The 21,592-nt window shown below is 52.6% G+C and carries 21 protein-coding genes; all 21 read left to right on the top strand.

Annotated elements, in window-relative coordinates; translation table 11 throughout:
- The first annotated feature begins 18 nt into the window (after positions 1-18).
- Positions 19-1,122 (top strand): type II secretion system F family protein, encoded by a 1,104-nt coding sequence (locus ACP7CJ_RS27440; protein ID WP_426103050.1) that lies wholly within the window; start codon positions 19-21, stop codon positions 1,120-1,122.
- A gap of 20 nt (positions 1,123-1,142) precedes the next feature.
- Positions 1,143-1,667: a type 4 pilus major pilin gene (locus ACP7CJ_RS27435; protein WP_426102971.1), complete on the top strand. Its 525-nt coding sequence runs from the start codon at positions 1,143-1,145 to the stop codon at positions 1,665-1,667.
- Positions 1,668-1,676: 9 nt separating this feature from the next.
- Entirely contained in the window at positions 1,677-2,618 is a 942-nt protein-coding gene (locus ACP7CJ_RS27430) for an ATPase, T2SS/T4P/T4SS family (protein WP_426102969.1), read from the top strand.
- Positions 2,605-3,876, top strand: coding sequence for a shufflon system plasmid conjugative transfer pilus tip adhesin PilV (pilV, locus tag ACP7CJ_RS27425; protein ID WP_426102967.1), 1,272 nt, complete (start codon positions 2,605-2,607; stop codon positions 3,874-3,876). Before ACP7CJ_RS27430 ends, pilV begins: the two co-directional genes overlap by 14 nt.
- Before the next feature lie 200 nt (positions 3,877-4,076).
- Positions 4,077-4,514: a type IV pilus biogenesis protein PilM gene (pilM, locus tag ACP7CJ_RS27420; RefSeq protein ID WP_426102965.1), complete on the top strand. Its 438-nt coding sequence runs from the start codon at positions 4,077-4,079 to the stop codon at positions 4,512-4,514.
- The gene (locus ACP7CJ_RS27415) at positions 4,511-5,035 is read left to right on the top strand and encodes a Soluble lytic murein transglycosylase (protein ID WP_426102963.1); all 525 of its coding nucleotides are present in this window, start codon (positions 4,511-4,513) and stop codon (positions 5,033-5,035) included. The genes pilM and ACP7CJ_RS27415 overlap by 4 nt, the downstream gene beginning before the upstream one ends.
- A 93-nt stretch (positions 5,036-5,128) precedes the next feature.
- A complete protein-coding gene (locus tag ACP7CJ_RS27410; RefSeq protein WP_426102961.1) occupies positions 5,129-5,926 on the top strand; it encodes a virB8 family protein in 798 nt (265 codons plus the stop codon).
- Complete coding sequence (locus ACP7CJ_RS27405; protein WP_426102959.1) at positions 5,919-6,707, top strand: TrbG/VirB9 family P-type conjugative transfer protein; 789 nt, start codon at positions 5,919-5,921, stop codon at positions 6,705-6,707. The genes ACP7CJ_RS27410 and ACP7CJ_RS27405 overlap by 8 nt, the downstream gene beginning before the upstream one ends.
- Positions 6,694-8,004 carry a TrbI/VirB10 family protein gene (locus ACP7CJ_RS27400; RefSeq protein ID WP_426102957.1) on the top strand — a complete coding sequence of 437 codons (1,311 nt, stop codon included), beginning with the start codon at positions 6,694-6,696 and terminating at the stop codon, positions 8,002-8,004. Before ACP7CJ_RS27405 ends, ACP7CJ_RS27400 begins: the two co-directional genes overlap by 14 nt.
- Before the next feature lie 9 nt (positions 8,005-8,013).
- Positions 8,014-9,087, top strand: a complete 1,074-nt coding sequence (gene virB11, locus ACP7CJ_RS27395; RefSeq protein WP_426102955.1) for a P-type DNA transfer ATPase VirB11 — start codon at positions 8,014-8,016, stop codon at positions 9,085-9,087.
- Between the two features lie 8 nt (positions 9,088-9,095).
- Positions 9,096-9,443 carry a hypothetical protein gene (locus tag ACP7CJ_RS27390; RefSeq protein WP_426102953.1) on the top strand — a complete coding sequence of 116 codons (348 nt, stop codon included), beginning with the start codon at positions 9,096-9,098 and terminating at the stop codon, positions 9,441-9,443.
- Positions 9,444-9,597: 154 nt separating this feature from the next.
- Positions 9,598-9,936, top strand: a complete 339-nt coding sequence (locus ACP7CJ_RS27385) for a hypothetical protein (RefSeq protein ID WP_426102951.1) — start codon at positions 9,598-9,600, stop codon at positions 9,934-9,936.
- Between the two features lie 10 nt (positions 9,937-9,946).
- Positions 9,947-10,237, top strand: coding sequence for a hypothetical protein (locus tag ACP7CJ_RS27380; RefSeq protein ID WP_426102949.1), 291 nt, complete (start codon positions 9,947-9,949; stop codon positions 10,235-10,237).
- A complete protein-coding gene (locus ACP7CJ_RS27375; RefSeq protein WP_426102947.1) occupies positions 10,212-11,753 on the top strand; it encodes a type IV secretory system conjugative DNA transfer family protein in 1,542 nt (513 codons plus the stop codon). Before ACP7CJ_RS27380 ends, ACP7CJ_RS27375 begins: the two co-directional genes overlap by 26 nt.
- 47 nt (positions 11,754-11,800) lie before the next feature.
- A complete protein-coding gene (locus tag ACP7CJ_RS27370) occupies positions 11,801-12,166 on the top strand; it encodes a TrbM/KikA/MpfK family conjugal transfer protein (protein ID WP_426102945.1) in 366 nt (121 codons plus the stop codon).
- A gap of 47 nt (positions 12,167-12,213) precedes the next feature.
- On the top strand, positions 12,214-14,364 hold the full coding sequence (locus ACP7CJ_RS27365) for a DNA topoisomerase 3 (protein ID WP_426102943.1): 2,151 nt from the start codon (positions 12,214-12,216) through the stop codon (positions 14,362-14,364).
- A gap of 33 nt (positions 14,365-14,397) precedes the next feature.
- A complete protein-coding gene (locus ACP7CJ_RS27360) occupies positions 14,398-14,874 on the top strand; it encodes a single-stranded DNA-binding protein (RefSeq protein ID WP_426102941.1) in 477 nt (158 codons plus the stop codon).
- 300 nt (positions 14,875-15,174) lie between these two features.
- Complete coding sequence (locus tag ACP7CJ_RS27355; protein ID WP_426102940.1) at positions 15,175-15,972, top strand: conjugal transfer protein, TraL family; 798 nt, start codon at positions 15,175-15,177, stop codon at positions 15,970-15,972.
- A 3-nt stretch (positions 15,973-15,975) separates the two neighbouring features.
- The gene (locus ACP7CJ_RS27350) at positions 15,976-16,614 is read left to right on the top strand and encodes a hypothetical protein (RefSeq protein ID WP_426102938.1); all 639 of its coding nucleotides are present in this window, start codon (positions 15,976-15,978) and stop codon (positions 16,612-16,614) included.
- 712 nt (positions 16,615-17,326) lie between these two features.
- Complete coding sequence (locus tag ACP7CJ_RS27345; RefSeq protein ID WP_426102936.1) at positions 17,327-17,671, top strand: plasmid mobilization protein; 345 nt, start codon at positions 17,327-17,329, stop codon at positions 17,669-17,671.
- Positions 17,661-21,592, top strand: a 3,932-nt coding sequence (locus tag ACP7CJ_RS27340; RefSeq protein WP_426102934.1) for an LPD7 domain-containing protein, incomplete at its 3' end; no start/stop codon positions are given. The genes ACP7CJ_RS27345 and ACP7CJ_RS27340, both read left to right, overlap by 11 nt.

Below are 21,592 nucleotides of genomic sequence, written 5' to 3'. Positions count from 1 at the left end.
CGGCTGCCTCGTTTATCAATGTTCCATGAGATCCGTGATTTGCTTATCGAATGGTATGCAGCTCTGGCTACTCGATGGTACAGCAAGCAGTTTGGTGGCAAGGAGCGTATCCAGTTTTACGAGAGTATGACCGCGCTGCTAGAGAATGGCGTTCCTCTACAGGAAGCATTGCTGGAAGTCAGCAATGTCTACAGCGACGATGGAAAACGACTGTTCCATCCCATCGCGCTAGCCGGCTCAGCAATGAGTGCGACGGTCAGTAACGGCAAAACGTTGGGTTGTGCATGCCAGCCTTGGATGCCCTATCAAGAAGTGGCGATCATCGCGTCAGGCGAAAAATCAGGCAATTTGCAGCAGGCATTTTTCGATTGTGTTCGCACGATCGAGGCACGTCAGAAAATTGTATCGCTGATCCTTTCGTCATCGCTCTACCCAGCCCTGTTGTGGACTTTGATGGCATACCTGCTGCACATCGTTGCCACCAAGATGGTGCCGGCAATGGCTAGGCGTTCCGATCCAGAAAGTTGGACCGGTATTCCGTCCCTGCTGTATTCGATTGCCACATTCGTGAACAACTGGGGATTGGTAACGCTGATCGGCTTTGTGCTGTTTGTTGTGATTTCAATTGGGACTTTGCCGTACTTCTGTGGCCCGCTTCGGGTTCGTTTGGAGGCGCTACCACCCTGGTCGATTTACAAGGCACTGCACGGTTCAACCTTCCTGCTCAACATCGCTGTGATGCTGCGTTCAAACATAAATCAACTCGACGCCCTGGAAGCCCTGGAGCTGAACGCCAAACCCTGGCTGCGTGAGCGACTTATTGCTGCCCGATACGGCGTTCGGATGGGGAAAAACTTCGGTGTGGCCTTGAAGCTCGCCGGCCATGAATTCCCCGACAAACAGGCTGTGCAGTTTCTCTGCGTTCTCGCGACTCGTAAGGGCTTCTCAGAGGCCATTCACCGTTTCAGTAATCGCTGGCTGGCTAACTCGCTTAAGAACGTTGAGCGGTACTCCAAGAGCCTGCTGATTTTTTCATCTATGGCAATCGGCGTACTGATGATCTTGGTGTTGATCGGGACATACAGCATGCAGGGCGACATCACAAACACGCTTCAACATTAATCCATCGAGAGGTAATACCCATGCAACGCAAAACCAAAAAAACACACCGGCAAGGCGGTTTTATCGACATCTCCATGCTGTTCGTCTTGATCTGTATCGCCATTGGTCTTGGCTACGCGATTTACAACGGCGGTTCGCTGCTCGGTAGCTCCGATGTCGGTAACGAGCAATCGAACATTGGTCAACTGATCGCCAACGCCCGCAAGCTCAAAGGCAGTAACGGTTACGGGACTTCGGGTACCAGCCTGGTCACGCAGCTCACGATCTCCAAAGGCCTGCCAAACATGAGCGTTTCTGGGAGCAACCTCTACAACGCTTGGAACGGAACAGTCACCGTTACTTCTGGCGGCATGACTTTCGTGGTCACTGAGAACGGTTTACCAGGTGATGCCTGCATGACCCTGGCGACCAAGATCAGCCGTGGACAGAAGGTCCAAACTTCGATCAATGGTGGATCGAGCATCACCGGTGAGGTGAGTTCGTCGGCTGCTTCCGCCAGTTGCACCGACACCAACAACAACACTCTCGCCTGGACTGTTTTCTAAGGAGCCGGCATGAGCCGTATCACTGAGGCAAATTTTGTAGACCTCTACTTAGGTGATGGCTTCAGCGATGTGAAAGGGCTCGATGGTGCTGAGACCAAGAAGGTCTCGGCACCGGCCGAATGGGCAGACGACCTGGTCCGTTTGAAGAATCAATGCTCTGCTTACTTTGCTGATTTTCAAGACCCGGAGTTCTCGCTGATCGAGGATGGTGTGGTGTTGCGTGTCACACAGATTGTCGACTCGATGGGTAAAGAGGTTTTTGCGATAGCAAAAGCAAAACCCAAGATCATGCAATTTGACTTACTTGGCCTCCCGGATGATTTGGTACATACCTTGTTGAATGACGCCGCGAGGGGGTTAGTGATTTTTTGCGGTGAGATGGGGGCCGGCAAGACCTCTAGCGCTGCGTCCTTGGTGATAGCACGCCTGGAAGGCAGCGGTGGCATTGCCTTCGCGATGGAGGATCCTCAAGAAACCAACCTTAACGGCCCTCATGGCCAGGGACGCTGCATTCAGATGCAGGTTTCCAGGCGTACAGGTGGTTACGAGGAGGCTTTTCTGAGGGCGCTGCGCACTCGTGCTGATTTGCTGTTCGTCGGGGAGGTACGTGATGAAAAGACCGCTGCCCTGATAGTGCGTGCAGCAATAAATGGTCATTACATCGTCACGACCGCGCACTCTGGATCACCTTCACAAGCAATTGAGTACATCGCAGCCCTTGCACAATCGAAGATCAGTAACGCTCGCGAGATTCTAGCCAAGGGATTACTGGCCGTCGTATTCCAGACATTGGAAAAGGGGCACGGCGTTTCAACGCTAAAGGTCAAGAGCCTTTTGTTCTCGGGGGAGGACGGTCCTGGCATTCGCGAAAAAATCCGCACAGGCAACACACAACATGTTGACCAAGACGTGGAAAGCCAAGCGAGGAGAAACATATATGGCGGTAGTTAATGTGAAATCGCGCTCTCGTAGTAAGCAAGGCGGATTTATTTCGATTGAGATGTTGTTTGCCATTGTCGCATTTGTAATTTTGAGTTCGATTGGTTCCAATATGCTTGCAAGGCAAATGGATTCGCAAAATTACCAGATTGCGGCTCAGCAACAACAAGCGGTCGCGGACGCAGCTGCAAAGTACCTAAAGGATAATTTCAGCGTTGTGGTCGCTTCGGCAACTCCTACTGTTCCTGTCCAAGTCACGACAACGATGTTGCGAAACACTAAATATCTGCCCAACGGTTTCAGTGACACAAATGCGTTTGGACAGTCTTATTTGGTACTTTCTCGGAGTCCTGCCGCTAACCAGCTTGAATCGATAGTGCTAACCATTGGAGGGGAAGCGATTGATGAGATCGGAACTCGTGAAATCGCTGAAAACCTCGGCGGAACTGGCGGCTTCATTCCGGCCGACAATACTGGCATTGTCCAAGGGGTGCGTGGCGGCTGGCAGATCGCTCTAATCAACTACGGAATGAACCCAGGAGTGGGGCACACCGCGAGTGCCTTGTTCTTGATGGATGGAGCGCTGACCAACGACTATCTCTATCGCAACGCTGTATCAGGTCATCCAGAAGTCAATACGATGAATACGTCGATTAATTTGAACGGTAATGACCTTAACTCTGTAAAGGCGACCAACACGGTCACGCTTAACGCAGGCACTACCAATACCACTGGTGAAACCACCACGGGGGGCTGGTTTAGAACCACAGGTGATACCGGATTGCTCAATGAGAAGTGGAAAGGTGGCTGGTATATGACCGACCCCACTTGGATACGTTCTTACGGTGACAAAGGCGTTTACACCGGCGGCGAAATGCAAGCAGGAAAACTCACATCGAGTGGGAGAACGCAGGTTGGGGAATATCTTCAGTTAGATGGGATTGCCGTTGAAGGCAGTGCATGCACGCCAAACGGCCTGATCGGCCGCAACGCTGCCGGCTTAACACTTTCTTGCCTATCCGGTGTGTGGACTAGTGCCGGTGCAAAATTCAAAAACTATATCTCCGGCTCCTGCCAAGGTTACGGTGGGTGGAATCCAAATGTATGCGCTATTGCCGACTCAACTTGGACAATATGCACTCTGTCTGGTGCTGCGTCCGTAGGTCAAGACGAGTCCGGTCAAATTTATCGTGACGGTGCTGGAAACTGGTTCCTGTACGCGGTCAGAGCCAGTTGGGCAGGAATATTTTATTGGCAGTGCCTAAAGTGAAGTGGATTTGCTGCTAATTACAAATACGACCGCTACAAGAATCTGCAATAGAGTTTATAGCCGGCCTACAGTATTGGTTTCTAACGTACATGCATCGCAGGGGGTTATCTAAAAAGCCCTAAAATGGTTGCACTCACCTTGTTTGTTGGAATAAGACGTGCGGTGGCAAAAATTAAATATAACTTTATGGGTCGGCGATCATGCCTCTATTATGGGTTTTGTTTGTTGCTATTCTGTTAATTAGTTCTATGTTTAACTCCGAACAAAAAAGCCAAGAGCGTAATGCCGAATTTGCGGATGTGACCGCAACGTCTATAAATATGCTGGTGTATCGAAACGCAGTAGCGAATTTTGCCAGTTCGAATTCTGCTTTTTCCGGGGCCGTGGCGGATACGCAGTTATTGCTGCCAAGCTGGTATGTAAAATCAGCTAATTTGGGTAACTATGTATCAAATGGTAGAAGTTACTCTTTTTACTCTGGGACTTTGCCCGGTCTCGCGGGCGAGTTAGCACGTCGAACTGAATCTATAAATGTCGGGACTAATCAGAACGGCATTCTGCTGGCCCCGAACATGGCGAACCTGGGAGTGACGCTCCCTGCTCAAATCCCCAACGGCTCGGTGGTACTCATTCAATGAAGAAGACGTTGTTTCTACTCACCATTGTCGCAAGCGCTCATGTGAATGCAGAGATACCGCCTCCGGCCTATCAGCGCGCAGCGCTCTTACATGGCGTACCTCCCGCCGTTCTGTATTCAATCGCGAAGGTGGAAAGCAATTTCAAAATCAAAATCGGCTTCTATCCGTGGCCTTGGACACTGAATATAAAAGGCGAAAGCCGCTACTTCGCAACTCGCGGGGCCGCTTGCAACGCCGCCCTTGAAGGGCTCCAAAAGCATGGAAAGTACGGTGTAGACATCGGGCTCACGCAGCAGAATTGGGGTTGGGTTGGTTCGCAACACTACGCCCACCCCTGTGATGCACTTTCCCCCAGCGACAACCTGAATACTGCCGCTATCGAACTGCGCAAATGCTTCGACAAGGAAGGTGATTGGGTAAAGGCCGCCGGCTGTTACCACCGTCCGGCGGGTGGCGAACCGGCCCGGCGATACAGAGAGATTTTCACCAAGCGTTACATGCAGGTTATCGGCAGTAACTGATCGTCGTCACACCCTCAATATTAATGACCGCGCTGGTCCAAGAGCGCTGGTGTGGAGACTTGTTCCCCATTAATTTATTTTCGAGATAAATATATGTTTCGCAAATCGCGCAAAACTAAAGATCAAATTGTTGAGCAAGAGCAGGCGATTGAACTTGGCCTGCTTAACGATCCGTCTGATGCACGAAAAATCAGCTTGGCTGAACAGGCCTACGCACACGCCGCCCGATGGTTTGAAGCTAACATCGCTAAGGATCTTCAAAAAAGCGTGAAGATGTGGAAGCGGCTCTCAGCTTTTTTTGGTCTTTTGGCATTTATGTCAATTGGAGCGGTTTTAGGATTGACACCACTAAAGACGGTAATACCGTATTTGGTGCGCGTTGATAACATCACAGGCTATAGCGATCTTGTGCCCCAAGTGAGTGACGCAAAGACTCAAGATCAACGTGATGATGATTTTTGGTTAAGCACCTATGTTAGGTTTCGCGAGAGTTATAATTTCGCCGATAATGATGCGAATTACAATATTGTTGAAACTCTGTCTTATTCAGACACGTTCGGGGAGTATAAAAACTTCCAGCTTTCCAAGAAGGGCTATTTGGACACGCTGGGAAACAGTCGTCAGATGCGGGTTGAAGTCAATGGCGTTACACCCCTTGAGCGCAAACGCCCCGAAGACACCACCAAGTCTGCACAAGTCCGTGTAACGAAGACTGTAGTTGATCGGAACGGTGTTCCTGATCCCGGTATTAAACCGGCGACTTGGGTAATGACTATTAGTTATGACTACAAGAACCCGGCGAAAAAACGCGAGCAAGAGCTGGTTAACCCTCGTGGCTTTGGCGTCAAAAGCTATTCCACCGTGCAGGAAGTTGGGGTGAAAAATGGGTAGATTACTCGCCACAGCTTTGGGCTTGGCCCTAAGCGCGGCTGTGTGTCACGTCCAGGCCGAAACCATGGGCGAACGTTCCGCACTGGATGCCCGGATCCAGACGGCTATTTATAACCCTGACAACGTTTATCGTGTTCAGGCCTTTGTAGGACGTACTTCCTCAATACAGTTGCCGCCGAATGAAAATGTGATGGGACGTGATGGCGCGATCATGTCTGGTGATCCTAAGGCTTGGGAGTTGGGATTAAACCAGGCAGGTAATCTAATTACGTTTAAGCCAATCAACCCGAAGGACGCTGATACAAACATCACAATTAACACTAACCGACATACATACATTATTGAGTTAACGCTGGTCAAAAAACTCAGTGACATGACGTACATGCTTCGGTTCAGGCATCCAGAACAACCTAAGCCGGTGCCCGCAAATATGGTTGCAGATCCATGCAGCGGGTTGCGCAGTGGGCCTTATCAAAAACGCGGAGAGCGCTCGTTGGCACCTGCTGAGGCATGGGACAACGGGACGTTTACGTGTTTCCGCTTCCCAACAAACCTGCCACGCCCAAATGTGTATCAGGTACTACCTGATGGGACTGAAACCCTGGCCAACGTTCGACCGGTTCGCGACATCCTGGTGGTACACGGCGTCAGCCATTTGTTCCGACTTCGGTTGAACAGCCTGGTCTTGGAAATGCGCCCAACTCAAGCACTGGATACCCCGTACAACTTTAACGGAACGACCACGGGCGAAGTTCGGGAGGTGAAGCGTGCAGAACAATGAACCCGGGGTAATCAGCGGGCCCACGGTTGAACCCTCAGAAAACTTGCGGGCCGAGAAGGCCAGAGGCGATTTCGATTTACGTGGCAAGCGCAACAGACCGAAGCCCGTAAAGATCTATGCGGCAATCGGGCTGCTGCTGGTGTTGTTCATCCTTGCCTTCATTGGCATTTGGACTTACGTGATCGGTGAAATGCGCCAAGGCACAAGTCAGGTAGACGAGAGCAAAGCGAAAGCCGATGCAACGCTCAATGCACCGGCCCCGGACGACCGAGGAATGAAGGAGCGGCGCGCCGAAAAGCTCAGGGAGTTTGAGGAGACAAACCGGAAAAACGCGGCGGAGGAGGAGGAAGCCAGACGGAAGAAAGAGAGTTCGCCGCCACCGCCGCAGACGGGAACGCATCCTAGCAAACCTAATCAAGGGACAACCGGCAACCCGCAGCAACCACAACCAGAGACGCCGGCACAGCGCAAGCTCAGCGGTGGTGTGGTGATGGGCGCCGTAATCAACAATCCCGCAGGTTATGCCATGGGTGTTGGTGGAAGACAGGACGGTTCAAGCGCGTCAGGCACACCACCGCAACCTGGCAGCCCTGGCAGCCCTCCTGGCTTCCCAGGCGGCCCCGTAGACGCCTCGGCGCTGGGCGTTGGTGGTGGCTCATCTTCCCGTGGGAGTTTGAGCGACCTTTCCGGGGTCAGCTTTGCACCGACGCAGGCGTCTTTGGCACCGGATGGCAAGTACTTGCTGGCCCATGGCACGTATGCGCGCTGTGCGGTTTACCCGGAGGTAATCACGGAACAGCCTGGGATAGTCGACTGCCGGCTCACAGAGCCTCTGTATTCCGCTGATGGCTCTACGGTTATCGCTGAGGCGAGCGCTCGTTTAACCGGTGTGCAGAAGGTCGCCTTAATCGCTGGCCAGCAGAACGTTTTCACGAGCTGGACCGAGCTTGAAACCCAATGGGGTGTGCGCGCACGACTGGATAGCTTGGGTGCCGGTCCCATGGGGGCCAGCGGTACTAAAGCCTGGATAGACAATCACTACGGGGAGCGTTATGGCGGCGCGATCATGTTGTCGTTCATCCAGGACGCATTAAAGGCCGCGACAACTGCAACGCAGAGCAGTGGATCGAATGGGTACACGGTGAACAACAGTGAGCAGAACGTCGAAAGCATGGCGGACAAGGCGCTGAACAGTACCGTCAACATCGCACCTACCGGCTACATCCTCCCAGGTACCGTTCTGACCGTGATTGTTGCCCGCGACATCGACTTTTCTAACGTTTACGAAAACCGTTAAGGGGTGCGTATGCAAAGCCTTTCAGTTGTGCCGGCAGCCGAGATCGCGCCGGCCGATACTCTGGTGGACTCAACACTCCTCCAGGACTTTTTGGCCCAGGCCGGTATTACCGAGCGGATGAAACGGCCGGATGTAACCGAAGTGCTGATCAACCGCCCAGGTGAAATATGGCCAGCAACAAGTATCGATCCCAGCGGGGCCTTTGAGGCCGCTCCCTGGTTGGACTATGCGCTTTGCTGGCGGGTTGCCAATAGCTTGGCGGTTTATAACGGTGTTGTGCTTTCGCCGGAGACGCCGATTCACACATTGAAATTTCCTAGCACTTTCCCGGATGGGGTTCGTGCCCAAGTGGTGATCCCGCCGGCCTGCGAGACCGGCACTATCTCGTTTTCAATACGGAACCCGTCGCTGGAGCGGATCCCCCTTTCGGACTACATCAAAAGTGGCCGTTTTGCTCGCGCAAAGGCAATCAGGGAGTCCAGCGTTGTTTTGGCCGACTGGCAGTTGGAAATCCAGGCCGCGCATGATGCCGGCGACTGGGAGCAGTTCTTTGAACTGGCGGTGTTGCACAAACTGAACATCATCATTTTCGGGGGGCCTGGCTCCGGGAAAACGACACTGGCTAAAGCATTGGTTGACAAGTTTCCTCGGCACCGGCGGATGGTCACCATTGAGGCGATTAACGAGTTATTGCTTCCGCTGCATCCAAATCACGTTCACCTGCTATACGGCCCCACGGTCACGCCCAAGCAGCTTGTGGCCAGCACCATGAGGATGAAGCCGGATCACCTGTTTTTGGCGGAACTGACGGGCGATGAAGCCTGGCATTACATCGAAATCCTCAACACCGGCGTACCGGGCACTGTGACCACTGCCCACGCCAATGACTGTGTTTCGGGAATTGCTCGTGTGTGCGGACTGGTGAAGCAGTCCGAGGTGGGTAGAGGACTTGATTACAGCTATGTCGAACGCCTGGTGAGAACGGCTTTTGACGTAATGATTTACATGGAGAAGACGGAAATTCTTGAAGTGCATTACGAACCTGAACAGAAACTAAAACTGCTCAATACCCGTGCGGTCTAGGAGGATTTATGTGGTGGTTGGCGATCGTTTTCGCGGTTCTGGTACTGACGGCGCTTTGTTTTGTCCTGGGCATTTACGCAGGAGGCTGGCTGTTCCTGGTGTTGAACCAGGAGGAATACATGGGTGTGTCGTGGCATACGCTCCTCGATGCTTCGAAATTGACCCTGGATGATTACCGGCTGGTGTTTCTGCCTTGGGCCTGGTGCGCCACGGCGGCGATTACCCTCCTGCCGATCGGTATCACCGTGTTGGCCCTATTGATGAAGTTCAAACGCGTTTCATCGATACACGGTGATGCTCGTTTTGCAAACAACACCGAATTGAAGTTGTTTGAGTACAAAGGCGAGTATCAATGATGTAGGCGACTCGCGCTGAATAGTGCGTTAGCACGCCTTAAAATTCCACACTCACCAACAAATGCTACCGCGCCATTAATGGCTGGGTGGCCCCTATACTTCTGCGCGACAAGTCACCCAGTCGTATAACGGCTCAATAAATAAAGGTTATGGCATGAGCAAAGAAAGCAGCGTGAAAAAAGATAAATGCGACCTGGGCCCTTCATCGCAGTACTACTTGCCTGAAGTCGAGCAATGGGCAGACAAAATAGCAAATGAAGCCAGACGCGTAATTACAGGGCAAATTACCATCTCGATTTATGCTTACCGCTATAGCCGTGTTGAATATTTGGCGGCTGATTTTAGCGGAGCCACCGGCTGTTTATCGCTGACTTTCTGCGCGGGATTTCCACACGATTACGGTGATGCTGATGTCAGTGTTCCTGATATGCCCGAAGCAATAGCGATGATTGGAGTTGTTGCAAAGAACCTCAACGCCTTGGTAACTCTGTAGGAGCGGAAGTATGAAATCAGAAGCCCAGCAATCACGCGATGCTGATTTGTACTTGGCGCGCCAGTTCGGTCATGCGTTTGTCAGGGAGAAGAATTCGCACCAGGTACGGGCAGACTTTAACCGAGTGTTCAAGGACGACGGTGAAGCCCTGGAGCAGTTTGAACACGGTGTGGTCGAGGAGGACCAAAAGCGCCTGGCACTTGGCATGACGCCGGAAGCGTTTCACGCGTACCACCTTGCTAAACAAACCGCGCACACCGCGAAACGGAGGGCACATGGCAGCAATAGCGTACAGCCCTAAACGACCTCAGAAACGAATCGATAGGCACCCGCCCCTGTTGTTCGGCAAGCATCCGAAAAAGAATTCGTTTCTTGCTTCTTATGGTCAAACGTTCCTGATGTTGGCGGCCCCGCCTGGTACGGGTAAAGGCGTGGGTATCGTGATTCCTAACCTTTTGAGCTACCCCGACTCGGTGGTGGTGAACGACCCGAAGTTTGAAAACTGGGATACCACCGCAGGCTTTCGGGCGGCCATGGGCCATAAGGTTTTTCGCTTCTCGCCGGAGCGAATGGAAACCCATCGCTGGAACCCGCTAGCCCGGGTTAGCCGCGATCCGCTTTACCGGTTGGGGGAGATCCGATCGCTGGCCAGCGTGTTGTTCGTGTCGGACAACCCGAAAAACCAAGAGTGGTACAACAAAGCAGCAAACGTCTTTGGCGCGATCATCCTGTACCTGATGGAAACGCCAGAGATGCCTTGCACTCTGCCCCAGGTGTACGAAATCGCGGCTTTGGGCAGTGCCATGGGGGTATGGGCACAACAGATCATCGAGACGAGGAGCGACGGTCCAAGCCGGCTTTCGGTCGAATGTCTGCGTGAACTGAATGGCGTATACGAGGCATCGAAGAACAAGAGCAGCGGTTGGTCCACTACGGCCGATATCGTGCGCGATACCCTGGCGATGTATGGAGAAAAAACGGTTGCCTGGGCCGTGTCTGGCGATGACATCGACTTTTCTAAGCTGCGCGAAGAAAAGATGAGTGTTTACTTCTGCGTGACCGAAGGCTCACTCAAGAAGTACGGCCCGTTGATGAACCTGTTTTTCACCCAGGCCATCCGGGAAAACTCCAAGGTACTGCCGGAGCAGGGCGGTCACTGTGCTGACGGCTCGTTGCGGCTCAAGTACCAGGTACTTTTCTTGATTGATGAAATCGCAATCATGGGCCGTATGGAGATTATGGAAACAGCACCGGCACTGACGCGGGGCGCTGGTTTGCGATATCTGATTATCTTCCAGGGTAAAGACCAGATGCGCGCCGAGCGTACCTACGGTGAGCAGGCTGGCAACGGGATCATGAAGGCTTTCCACATCGAGGTCGTTTACAGCGCCGGCGATATCAAGCTCGCTGAGGAGTACAGCAAGGCTTTGGGAACCTATACAGCGCGCATCAAAAACCAGTCTGTGAACAACGGGAAAAACGGATCCTCAACGGATAACTACAGCGAAGTGGCCCGGCCGCTGTTGCTCCCGCAAGAGGTGAACGAACTGCCCTACCATGAAGAGTTGGTTTTCATCCAGGGTACAAAGAAAACCCCTCCAATGAAAATTCGGGCGCGCAAAATCTTCTGGTACGAGGAGGAGGTGTTTATCAATCGGGCCGACATGACGCCGCCGGCTATACCGTTGGGAGACATCGCAAAAATTGATGGCCTAACAGTGCCTGTTCGCACTGTCGAAACCAAAGTCGCCGTCGCTGCCCCACACGATCAGCAACTGCGCAACGAGCAAGAAAAGCGAAACAACCCGCCGGCATAAACTTCGCACACGCGCACCACACAGCGCGTACATCAAAGGTATTTGTCATGAACTGCATCATTACGGAGGCGGCCCAGTTGTGCCTGCCTGCCAAACCAGGTTCGCCTTCTAAATTACGAAAACTCGCGACTATTGGGGTACTGACAATTGCAATGCTAGTCACTGGACCAGCATTCGCAAAAGATCCCTGTAAAACCGCGCTGTGCATGTTCGGTTTATTCACAGGAACTAACGATAGTGAGTGCAATGATGCGATAGCGGATCACTTCAATATCATTGTCTTTAAGAAGAAAAAGAAAATCGACTGGAATAAAACAGCTAAAGAGCGACTTGGTTTTACCAACAGTTGCCCAGGTGCTGATCCAGTGACCAACAAACTGATTAATGACAAGTTCGGCAAGTCATCCGGTTGATGCTACGCGTTGATTATTTCTAACTCATTTTTTGAAGGCTATTTCGTATGCGTGTATTTATTGCTGAAAAACCAGCCCTGGCCAAAGTAATTGCCGAAGCGCTGGGTAATCCTCGCAGTAAAGGCGGTTACATCGAATGCGGTCAAGACATCGTGACCTGGTGTGTCGGCCATTTGCTGGCCCTGGCCCCGCCAGATGCGCACAACCCGGCTTACGCCAAGTGGAACGCCGAAGACCTGCCATTGAAGCTCCGGCCGGAAAAGTATGTGCCGATCCCTGCAACAGCAGATCAACTCAAGACAGTAGGCGAGTGGATCGGCAAGGCATCTGAAATCGTCCACGCCGGCGATCCTGACGACGAGGGGCAGCTGCTGGTCGATGAGGTGTTGTTGTACTTCTCCAACAAAAGCCCTGTGAAACGTCTACTTATCAGCGATATGAACGCCAATGCGGCACGCAAGGCGCTGGGAAATATCAGGGACAACAGCGAGTTTTACGGGTTGTCGCAAAAAGCCCTGGCTCGGAGCATCGGGGACCAGCTCTACGGTTTCAACATGACCAGGGCGTACACATTGGCTGCTCAGGCGAAAGGGATCAAAGCTGTTTTGTCCGTTGGGCGCGTGCAAACCGTCGTCCTGGGCTTGATCGTGAACCGCTATTTAGCCAACAGAAGCCACTCAGCGGCCTACTTCTACAGCTTGAGTGCCAACCTGGCATTCGGTGAAAACACGCTCGGCGCCCGGTTTGTAGTTCCGCCGGCAGCGCCGGTCGATGAGAAAAATCGAATCGTTGACGAGGCCTATGCCAACGAGGTGGCCCGCGCGTGCCGCCAGTCGCCGGCAACGGTAGTTTCAGTGAGCGTGCCAGAGAAAACTACTCAGGCGCCGCTTCCATTCGCACTGCTGGACTTGCAGGTTCACATCAGCAAGGAACACGGGCTTGATGCAGAAAAAACGCTAGCGATAACCCAGGCGCTACGTGAGAAGTACAAGGCAATCACTTATAACCGGTCTGATTGTAGCTATCTCACTGATGAGCAGTTTGCTGAAGCCCCTGAGACCCTTGACGCTTTGGCGCAAGCGTTGCCGGAGTTGAAGAGTGCCTTCGCTAATGTCGATTCCGAGCGCAAGAGCCGTGCCTTCAATGATTCCAAGGTATCGGCCCATACAGCGATCATCCCCACCGCAGCGAAGTTCGAAATCACGCAACTGACCGCCGATGAACAAAAGGTCTACATGGCGATCGTAAAACGCTATTTGGCGCAGTTTCTCCCGGAGAAACGCTACTTGGCGGCGGAAGTCTGTTTTGACGTTACGGGTAACGCCTTCATCGCCAAAGCAAACAAGACCACAGTGGCCGGTTGGACATCGCTCGTCTCTGCCGACATCGAGGAGGAAGAAGGCGGTGATGATGACGGCGACCAGGTTGAAAGCCGTTTTGATGTGCTTTCGGTCCTAACCCCCGGTGCTACCGGGCTATGCGCGGATGTGAAAATCGCTAAGGAAAAAACCAAGCCGCTACCGATCTACACCGAAGCGATGTTGCTTAAGGATCTACAGCGCGTTTCCAAGTACGTCCAGGATCCGCGTATCAAACAGTTATTGCTGGAGCGCGACCAAGGCAAAGCGGCCGGGGAAAACGGCGGTATTGGAACGCCGGCAACCCGGGGTTCAATGCTGGCAAAACTGCGGGACCGGAACTTCTACACGGTCGATAAGAAAAAACTGATCCCCACACCCTTGGGCCTGGAGTTTGTCGCCGCGCTGCCCGCTATCGCTACTACACCGGACATGACCGCTTTGTGGCATGAGCAGCAGCAGCGGATCGAGAGCGGCGAAATGAGTGTGGATGCGTTCCTGGACGAGCTGGAGTTGTTCATCGCTGACCAAGTGCGCAACGTCGATGTGGGAAATATCAAGATCCAAACCCAGGCGCCGGCCTTTCAGATCACCGCCAATTGCCCTATGTGTGGGGGCGAACTGGCAGTTACTCCAAAGGTGATTGGTTGCAAGGCCTGCTCCTTCAAAATTTGGCCTGAGATCAGTGGCAAGACGCTTACTTCGGGGCAGTTGGAAGCGCTGCTGACAAAAGGCAAAACGGCCATGTTGAAAGGCTTCAAATCCCAAGCGGGCAAAGCATTCGACGCATCTTTGCGACTCGATGCGCAGGGCAAGGTACAGATGGTTTTCGCTCGATAACTTCAATAAGCAATCACCTATAAGGATTCACCTATGGCACGCGGAGTAAACAAAGTCATCCTGGTTGGGACCTGTGGACAGGACCCTGAGACGCGGTACCTGCCGAACGGCAATGCAGTTACGAACCTGAGCTTGGCGACGAGCGAGCAGTGGACGGACAAGCAGACCGGTCAGAAAGTTGAAAAAACCGAATGGCACCGGGTATCCCTGTTCGGGAAGGTCGCTGAAATCGCCGGCGAATACCTTCGCAAAGGCGCCCAGGTCTACATCGAGGGCAAGTTGCAGACCCGGGAATGGGAAAAGGATGGGATCAAGCGCTACACCACAGAGATTGTCGTGGACATGCAAGGCGCCATGCAACTGCTCGGCGGGCGTCCCCATGACGATCAGCAGGGGCAGCGCGGCGGTAGCCCCCGGCCGCAGCAGCGACCACAGCAGGCTCCTCAGTCGTCCCCGCAGGCCCCCCTGCCAGACGATAATGATGGGCTGGATCCAGACATTCCGTTCTGAGCAGCACCGCCGTCCGCCGCACAGTCAGGTGCCGCGCTCCCGGCTCGCCGGAACAGCTTTACCGTTCCGGCGAACGGAAGCACGGGCGAAGCGGACACTTGACGGCACACCCACAAAACAAGGCTCACCGCAGGAGTGTGGGGTTGCTTCACCCCCACGCTCCTGAGGTCCACGCGGCCGTTGGCGAGATGACAAGGGCCGCGCCCTTGGTGTTTCAACAGTTCGCACACCGAATTTTTAAAGTTATGACGCGAGCATTTATATATTCGCGAATTCTTCCATTAATTGTGAGTTGATAATATGAGTAAAGTACGCACTCCAGACTTCGCAGTAACTACATTAAACTTTCTCTTGAATACTACGCACTGGACACTCCAGGGCAAAGGTGGTGTTGGTAAGTCGTTTGTTTCGGCTGTATTGGGTCAATATGCAGTTGAACGCGGGCTGGTGCCTATTTGTGGTGACACTGACCCTGTAAACAGCACGTTCCACCGTATTGCCGCTCTGAATGTTCAGTTGGTTCCTATCACGGAGGGTGGAACCGTAGTTCAGCGATTGTTTGATCCACTGTTTGAAGCGATTCTCAGCACCAAACAAGTGTCTATAGTCGATAACGGGGCGTCGACCTTCCTGCCGATTGCAAAATTTATTAGTTCAAATCTAATTCTTGAGACTATGCAAGAGTACGGAAAGCAGGTTTATATCCATTCGGTTGTAACCGGCGGCCAAGCGAAGGACGACACCGTTACTGGTTTGCTTTCACTCATTGACCTTGTGAAGAAATCAAAAACCAACACTAAGATCGTTGTTTGGGAGAATGAGTTTTGGGGTATTCCCGAGTTTGAAGGGAAATCCCTGTCTCAAATGCCATGGATCAAGGACAACAGCGATGTTATCCAAGGCGTTGTGAAAATCGAAGACCGCAACAGTGATGCTTACAGTACCGACATCCGTTTGCTTACGGAACATCACTTGACGTGCCGTGAGTTTAAAGAATCTGACAAGTTTGGCTTTATCGCCAAATCGCGAGTTAATCGCGTATTTGAATCGTTGTACGCTGAACTGGACCGGGTTTTTGGCTACAAGCTGGAGGCTTAATGTATGGAAAGTAACAACGAACTTTTTGAACAGATCAAAATGGACGTTTTCGCCGGGTTGGGAATGAAACTTTCCAATCAAGATCCTATCTTCGCCATGGTCATGGCGAATCAAGCAGCAATGAGAACATTCTCCGCACCGATCGTTGAAGCGATCGAGAGTATTCCGCAGGTACTTGAAAGCAGTTTGAACATCATCGCCGATGCTGTAGAAGAAGCAGAAAAGAGCGCGGGGCTGCTGACTATTGAAACAAAAGCCGTGTTAGCTGCGCTGGCCAAGGTTGAGTTAGATTCGGCACACCGGCGCATTACTGACGCTGTTGAACGAAGTGCCGATAGTGCTGTTACAGCATCATTACAGCGGATGCAGGGAGACGTGGTGAAGCTGGAGGCTAATCTACGCTCTATGGGCACTAACCCGCAGGGTAAAAAAACGTTCGCCGCTAACATTATTTTAGCGGGGGCCATACTTGGGCTGGTGGGGGTGTTCTCGGCGGCATCTTATGTTCTGTACGGCATCGGCATTGACAATCGAAACTCCGCCGAGTTTTGGCGTTCGCAATACAGCGACCAACAACGCGTTATAGGAGCGTTACCACCGACTTATAAAAAACTGTTTGGTAGCCAAGGAAAAACGGATTAACCAAAAGTTAAAACTAACCCCGCTTGGCTGCGGCGTTAGTCTTGCGTGCTTTCAGGTGTGCCGTAGATTTTTTTTCGGTCTGGTACGGAGTTGTGGAACTCCTTATCGCTATTCCTTCGACGGTCACCGTTACCGGTTTCGCCGCCAGGGAAACTGAAAGGGTGCGCTTGTGCATCAAGTCGAGGGTATTGGCTAGGCGATTGCGGGCTAGGACCAGGTGCGTGGCTTTTTGATACGGCTATCACGTCCGCTTTCAAATGCTGTCGGATGTACCGGGAAAATTGGTCATAGCTAATCTTGACCAACTCTCTACAGGCCAAGTCGTTGTGAATCTGCCGGTTTGTTTCCCCCATAGCTAAGCGAGCCCGGATCTCCTGCATCAATGGGAAAAACTGGCTCTTGCCGGTCCTGGGTTTTGGCTGTGCGGCGGTCATCCTGAAAAATCTCCTCGTAACGCAATTCAGTGCAAATTAATGCAAATCCGGGAACCTCTCAAGGCTCCAATGCAACTTAATGCAAATCTGCGCAAATTTATGCCAATTAAAGCAAGGGCTTTGAAAAGAGAGGCACGTTACCGATTGTTTACAAAATAGCTTCGCATTTTGAAAACAATCGTCCGCGCCAAAGGGGAAACCCCTTTGAAACCCCGCAAAGCGGGAAGCCTGCAAGGCCTGTTGTCTATCTCGTTGGTTGATCCGTTGGGGTGTTTGCCATGTCAAAAAACAAAACCCGCGTGGTCTCCTTTCGGCTGCGCGAAGAGGATATTGCGCCATATGAAGAGAAGCTCCGTGATAGTGGAGTTAAACAATCTGACTTTCTAAGGGAGATATTATTTAACTCCAACGCAGTATTTGAAGCGCCGGTAATCTCGAAAGATAATGATCGGCTGCTTTTCTTGTTTAATAAGTCAAGTAATAACCTGAACCAGTTGGCGTATCGGTTTAACAGTGCTTACCGAAAATCAGAGATTATATCTGAGACATTATACATTAAGGCGATCAACGAACTTGTACAAATACGAGAGCTAATGCTTGCGGGGGTGAAGCATGCTGATTAGGTGCAAGGGGTACAACACTGGTGCCAAGGAATATCTCGAAGAGGGAAAAAAAGAGGGGCGCGAGTTTTCACGTAATGAGCTTGATGAACGCGTCATTTTGGACGGCGATCTAGACTTAACGAAAATGGTCTATGAAAGTATTCCAGATAAAGGACAGAACCGTTACCTGTCTTTCACTATGGCCTTTCGTGAAGACCATGTATCCCACGACACACTAACAGCGGTCACTGCTGAGTTTAAGCAATTCTTGATGTATGCGTATAAAGATGACGAGTTCAATTTCTACGCGGAAGCTCACATACCAAAAATAAAGCAAATCAAGGATAGAAAAACGGGGGAGATGATTGAGCGCAAGCCTCATATCCATATCATTATCCCTCGCAAGAACTTGCTTAATGGAAATGAAGCTAACCCTGTTGGTATGTATTCTTCCAACGAACGGTACTTTGAGGCGTTCCAAGAGTACATAAATCAAAAGTACAATCTTGCGTCGCCAAGGGAACATGTTCGCGTTGATCCGAAGGATGCCGCTAGCGTTTTGTCTCGATATAAAGGTGACGACTTTTACGGGAAAAATCGTGAGTTCAAGCAAGAGCTTGTTAAACAGATAATTGAAACAGGAGTTTCGACTCGGCAGGCTTTTTACGACCTGGTGTCGACACACGGTGAGATTAAGGTCCGCAACCAGGGCAAAGAAAACGAATACGTTGCTGTAAAGCTGCCTGATGATGCGAAGTTCACCAACCTTAAAGACACGATCTTCCAGGATGACTTTGTTGTCAGGCGCGAATTGAAGAAGCCTCCTCTTGATAAATACGTAATTCAGGAGCGACTTACCGAATGGCCGCAACGGGCTAAAGAGCTTAAATACGTTAGTAAGGCAACACCTTCATTTCGGAAACTATATAAAGAAGCATCCCCAGCCGAAAGATCCGCGCTATTAACTCAGCGTGAGCAAGCCTTTTACGAAAACTATGGAGACTCTCATGACATCGAACCAAGAAATACCAAGCGCCCGAATAGTAGTCAGCGAGGTGCTGTTGAAGCTGGAACCAAGCTCACTGCTGAAACTGCCACTGGCCTGCAAGACATGTCCGTCAGCGATGTGGCAATTGACGGGCAAGCCGGACAATCCCAAGAGCCTGACACTCCGGAATTACTGCTCGGCGATGCACACGTTCACTTGGGACAGCAAGACACAGGAGGAGATATTGGATTGCGATCGCCTCTACGAGAAGGAGGACGAGGACAAGGACGAACCACGGGTGAACGACCCGGACGACATTCCACCGTTCCTGCGTCAGCAGCAGAACGGGGCGCCGGTGGTGAAACTGTCGGAACAGCAGCACGACAACAGCGAGTTCGGGAACGTAGAACTGGAGACGTAATCCCGCCCTATGCACGCGACCCCCGCCGTCGAGCGACGGTTGCCGACATTGAGGCACGTGGCCGGCGGCTTTTCGATCCATTGAAGCAACCGGTTGACTCGCCCCTGGTGATTGACCTGGCAGTAGCGATCGATCCGGGACGCGCAACGTCGCGGGATCCGCCGCCAGCTAAATCAAAACGCAGGTCCGGCAAAGCCCAAAGCATTCCGCCCTATGCACGCAACCCGCGCCGTATGGCGACTATTGCTGACATCGAGCAGCGTGGCCGGCGGCTTTTCGATCCCTTGAAGCAACCGGTTGAGTCGGCCCTAATCATTAGCCTGGCTGCCGCAGTAGATCCTGGAGGGGGGACATCGCGGGATCCACCGCCTGGAGTTGAACCAGCACTTACCCAGCCCAGGAAGCAACGTAGGCCCAGAAGCACTTCCGGCAACAAACGCAATATCCCGCCTTACGCACTGAATCCTCATCGTGTTGCAACCATCACTGATATCGAAGCCCGTACTCGGCGTCTGTTCGCGCCCTTAAATGTGCCGGTCGATTCAGCGTTGGTGATGAAGTTAGCAACTATTAAACCAGTTGCTGTTAACCGCAACGCTTCAACTGTCGCCGCTTATTTTAATCGGCAGATAGAACAGAACCAACTATTACCAAGCCAGCGCAAGGCTGTTCAGCGGGTTAATAGAAAGTTCTTTGAAATACGGCGCTCAATTTTCTCAGACGATCGTTTAACCAAACAAGATAAAGCACAACTTGTTTCGGTTCTGACGTTTGAGCGAATGAAAGCACGCGAGGCAATACAAAACCCGAATCTTCATAAAGAGGCTACTTATATGGGCAGTGCTGAAATTCGCGGACTTGTTAATGATGAGCCGCAAGAAGATTTACCTGAGTTTTCCATCAGTGGGCCTGGTCCTAACGCACCGGCGCGAGATCGAGTAAAAGCCTTGATTGCCCGCCTCACGCTCCAGACCAATGACCAGGTTAGCAAGGAGCGCGAACGCGAGTTGAGCGCAAAGGACATCTACACCAAAAAGTCCCGCTTTAGTCAAAACGTCCATTACCTCAGCAAAACCAGTGACAAAACGCTGTTTGTCGATACGGGTACCGCGATCGCTATGCGCCGGACCGGCATCACCGAAGCCGGAGTTGGTGTTGCATTGCAGCTCGCAATGCAGCGCTTCGGCAGCACCTTGACCATCAACGGTACTGCCGAATTCAAACGCCTGGTGGTGGAAGCCGCAGCAAAAGGCGGCATGGATATCCACTTCACCGATAAGAAAATGAATGAAGCGCTGACGTTGCGCCGCGCAGAACTGGATATCGAGAAGGAAGGCCAGCAGATTCAGTCCCCGGGCACCGCGGATGCAGATGCACCAGGTCAGGAAACGATTGCCCCGGGCGAAGAAGCAGTGCCTGTTGTGGTCGATCGCTCGATCGTCGCTGGTGAGTTGGTCGCTCATGGTCCCGCAGACTACAAAGGAGACCCTAATAACGGCCCAAGCTACTACGTCACGCTTAACACTGAGGCCGGGGAGAAGACTGTCTGGGGTGTTGCGCTTAAAGACGCGATGGCCGAACACGAGTTCGCCCAGGGTGACCGTATCAAGCTGAAAGACCTAGGTCGTGAGGCCGTGACCATTCCGAAGGAACAAGCAGACGGAAGCGTCAAATCTATCCAGGGTTTCCGCCGCGCCTGGTCGGCCGATCCAGAGACAACGACTCAAGCGTCACCGGCTGCAGTAGCGCCGGCACAAGCGTCACCGGCTGCAGTAGCGCCGGCACAAGCGTCACCGGCTGCAGTAGCGCCGGCACAAGCGTCACCGGCTGCAGCAGCGCCGGCACAAGCGTCACCAACTGCAGCAGCGCCAACAACCGCCGAAGCGGTGAGCCCAAGCGAGCTGGTACGACTGGAAGCGACTTGGCGCAAAAAGATGCAGATGAGCGAGGACGTAGTGCTGACTGAGGCAGAGGTGCTTTCCTCTGACACCATGATGGGGCTTCGCGGGGAAGATCACGCGATGTGGTTGGTTGCTACCAATGACCATACGCAAGAGGCCGTCGCGATGGTTACTGCATACATGGAGAACGACGAGTACCGCGAGCGGTTCAAGAGCACCCTTGAGGATCTTTATGACCAGCATCAGGGCTCTCCCGAAATCATCGTTTCCCTGGACGAGGCGACAGCGTTTGCTGTGCCAATCGTGCAAGAGATCGAGCGCCGGCAATGGACTGCGGTGCCAGCCGCAGAACAGGCCCATGCCGCTCCAGCGCCGTTAAATTTCACGCACAACGGCGAAGCCGCGTCACTGGGTTTGAGACCGATCCCTGCGCCGGCTGCACCAGGTGTTGAGCCGGTTGCGGATTCGCCCCGGGTTGAATCGCCGGCGTCGCTGAATTTCACGCACAACGGTGAAGCCGCGTCACTGGGTTTGAGACCGATCCCTGCGCCGGCTGCACCAGGTGTTGAGCCGGTTGCGGATTCGCCCCGGGTTGAATCGCCGGCGCCGCTGAATTTCACGCACAACGGTGA

The organism is Pseudomonas sp. PSPC3-2, from assembly GCF_049897085.1.
Lineage (GTDB): Bacteria > Pseudomonadota > Gammaproteobacteria > Pseudomonadales > Pseudomonadaceae > Aquipseudomonas > Aquipseudomonas paraveronii.
This window is presented reverse-complemented; position numbering and strand designations above follow the sequence as displayed.

Coding starts and splice junctions, on each gene's coding strand:
- ACP7CJ_RS27435 (WP_426102971.1), top strand. CDS start 1,143: ATGCAACGCAAAACCAAAAAAACACACCGGCAAGGCGGTTTTATCGAC.
- ACP7CJ_RS27410 (WP_426102961.1), top strand. CDS start 5,129: ATGTTTCGCAAATCGCGCAAAACTAAAGATCAAATTGTTGAGCAAGAG.
- ACP7CJ_RS27390 (WP_426102953.1), top strand. CDS start 9,096: ATGTGGTGGTTGGCGATCGTTTTCGCGGTTCTGGTACTGACGGCGCTT.
- ACP7CJ_RS27375 (WP_426102947.1), top strand. CDS start 10,212: ATGGCAGCAATAGCGTACAGCCCTAAACGACCTCAGAAACGAATCGAT.
- pilV (WP_426102967.1), top strand. CDS start 2,605: ATGGCGGTAGTTAATGTGAAATCGCGCTCTCGTAGTAAGCAAGGCGGA.
- ACP7CJ_RS27385 (WP_426102951.1), top strand. CDS start 9,598: ATGAGCAAAGAAAGCAGCGTGAAAAAAGATAAATGCGACCTGGGCCCT.
- ACP7CJ_RS27345 (WP_426102936.1), top strand. CDS start 17,327: ATGTCAAAAAACAAAACCCGCGTGGTCTCCTTTCGGCTGCGCGAAGAG.
- pilM (WP_426102965.1), top strand. CDS start 4,077: ATGCCTCTATTATGGGTTTTGTTTGTTGCTATTCTGTTAATTAGTTCT.
- ACP7CJ_RS27415 (WP_426102963.1), top strand. CDS start 4,511: ATGAAGAAGACGTTGTTTCTACTCACCATTGTCGCAAGCGCTCATGTG.
- ACP7CJ_RS27405 (WP_426102959.1), top strand. CDS start 5,919: ATGGGTAGATTACTCGCCACAGCTTTGGGCTTGGCCCTAAGCGCGGCT.
- ACP7CJ_RS27350 (WP_426102938.1), top strand. CDS start 15,976: ATGGAAAGTAACAACGAACTTTTTGAACAGATCAAAATGGACGTTTTC.
- virB11 (WP_426102955.1), top strand. CDS start 8,014: ATGCAAAGCCTTTCAGTTGTGCCGGCAGCCGAGATCGCGCCGGCCGAT.
- ACP7CJ_RS27355 (WP_426102940.1), top strand. CDS start 15,175: ATGAGTAAAGTACGCACTCCAGACTTCGCAGTAACTACATTAAACTTT.
- ACP7CJ_RS27370 (WP_426102945.1), top strand. CDS start 11,801: ATGAACTGCATCATTACGGAGGCGGCCCAGTTGTGCCTGCCTGCCAAA.
- ACP7CJ_RS27365 (WP_426102943.1), top strand. CDS start 12,214: ATGCGTGTATTTATTGCTGAAAAACCAGCCCTGGCCAAAGTAATTGCC.
- ACP7CJ_RS27360 (WP_426102941.1), top strand. CDS start 14,398: ATGGCACGCGGAGTAAACAAAGTCATCCTGGTTGGGACCTGTGGACAG.
- ACP7CJ_RS27440 (WP_426103050.1), top strand. CDS start 19: ATGTTCCATGAGATCCGTGATTTGCTTATCGAATGGTATGCAGCTCTG.
- ACP7CJ_RS27430 (WP_426102969.1), top strand. CDS start 1,677: ATGAGCCGTATCACTGAGGCAAATTTTGTAGACCTCTACTTAGGTGAT.
- ACP7CJ_RS27380 (WP_426102949.1), top strand. CDS start 9,947: ATGAAATCAGAAGCCCAGCAATCACGCGATGCTGATTTGTACTTGGCG.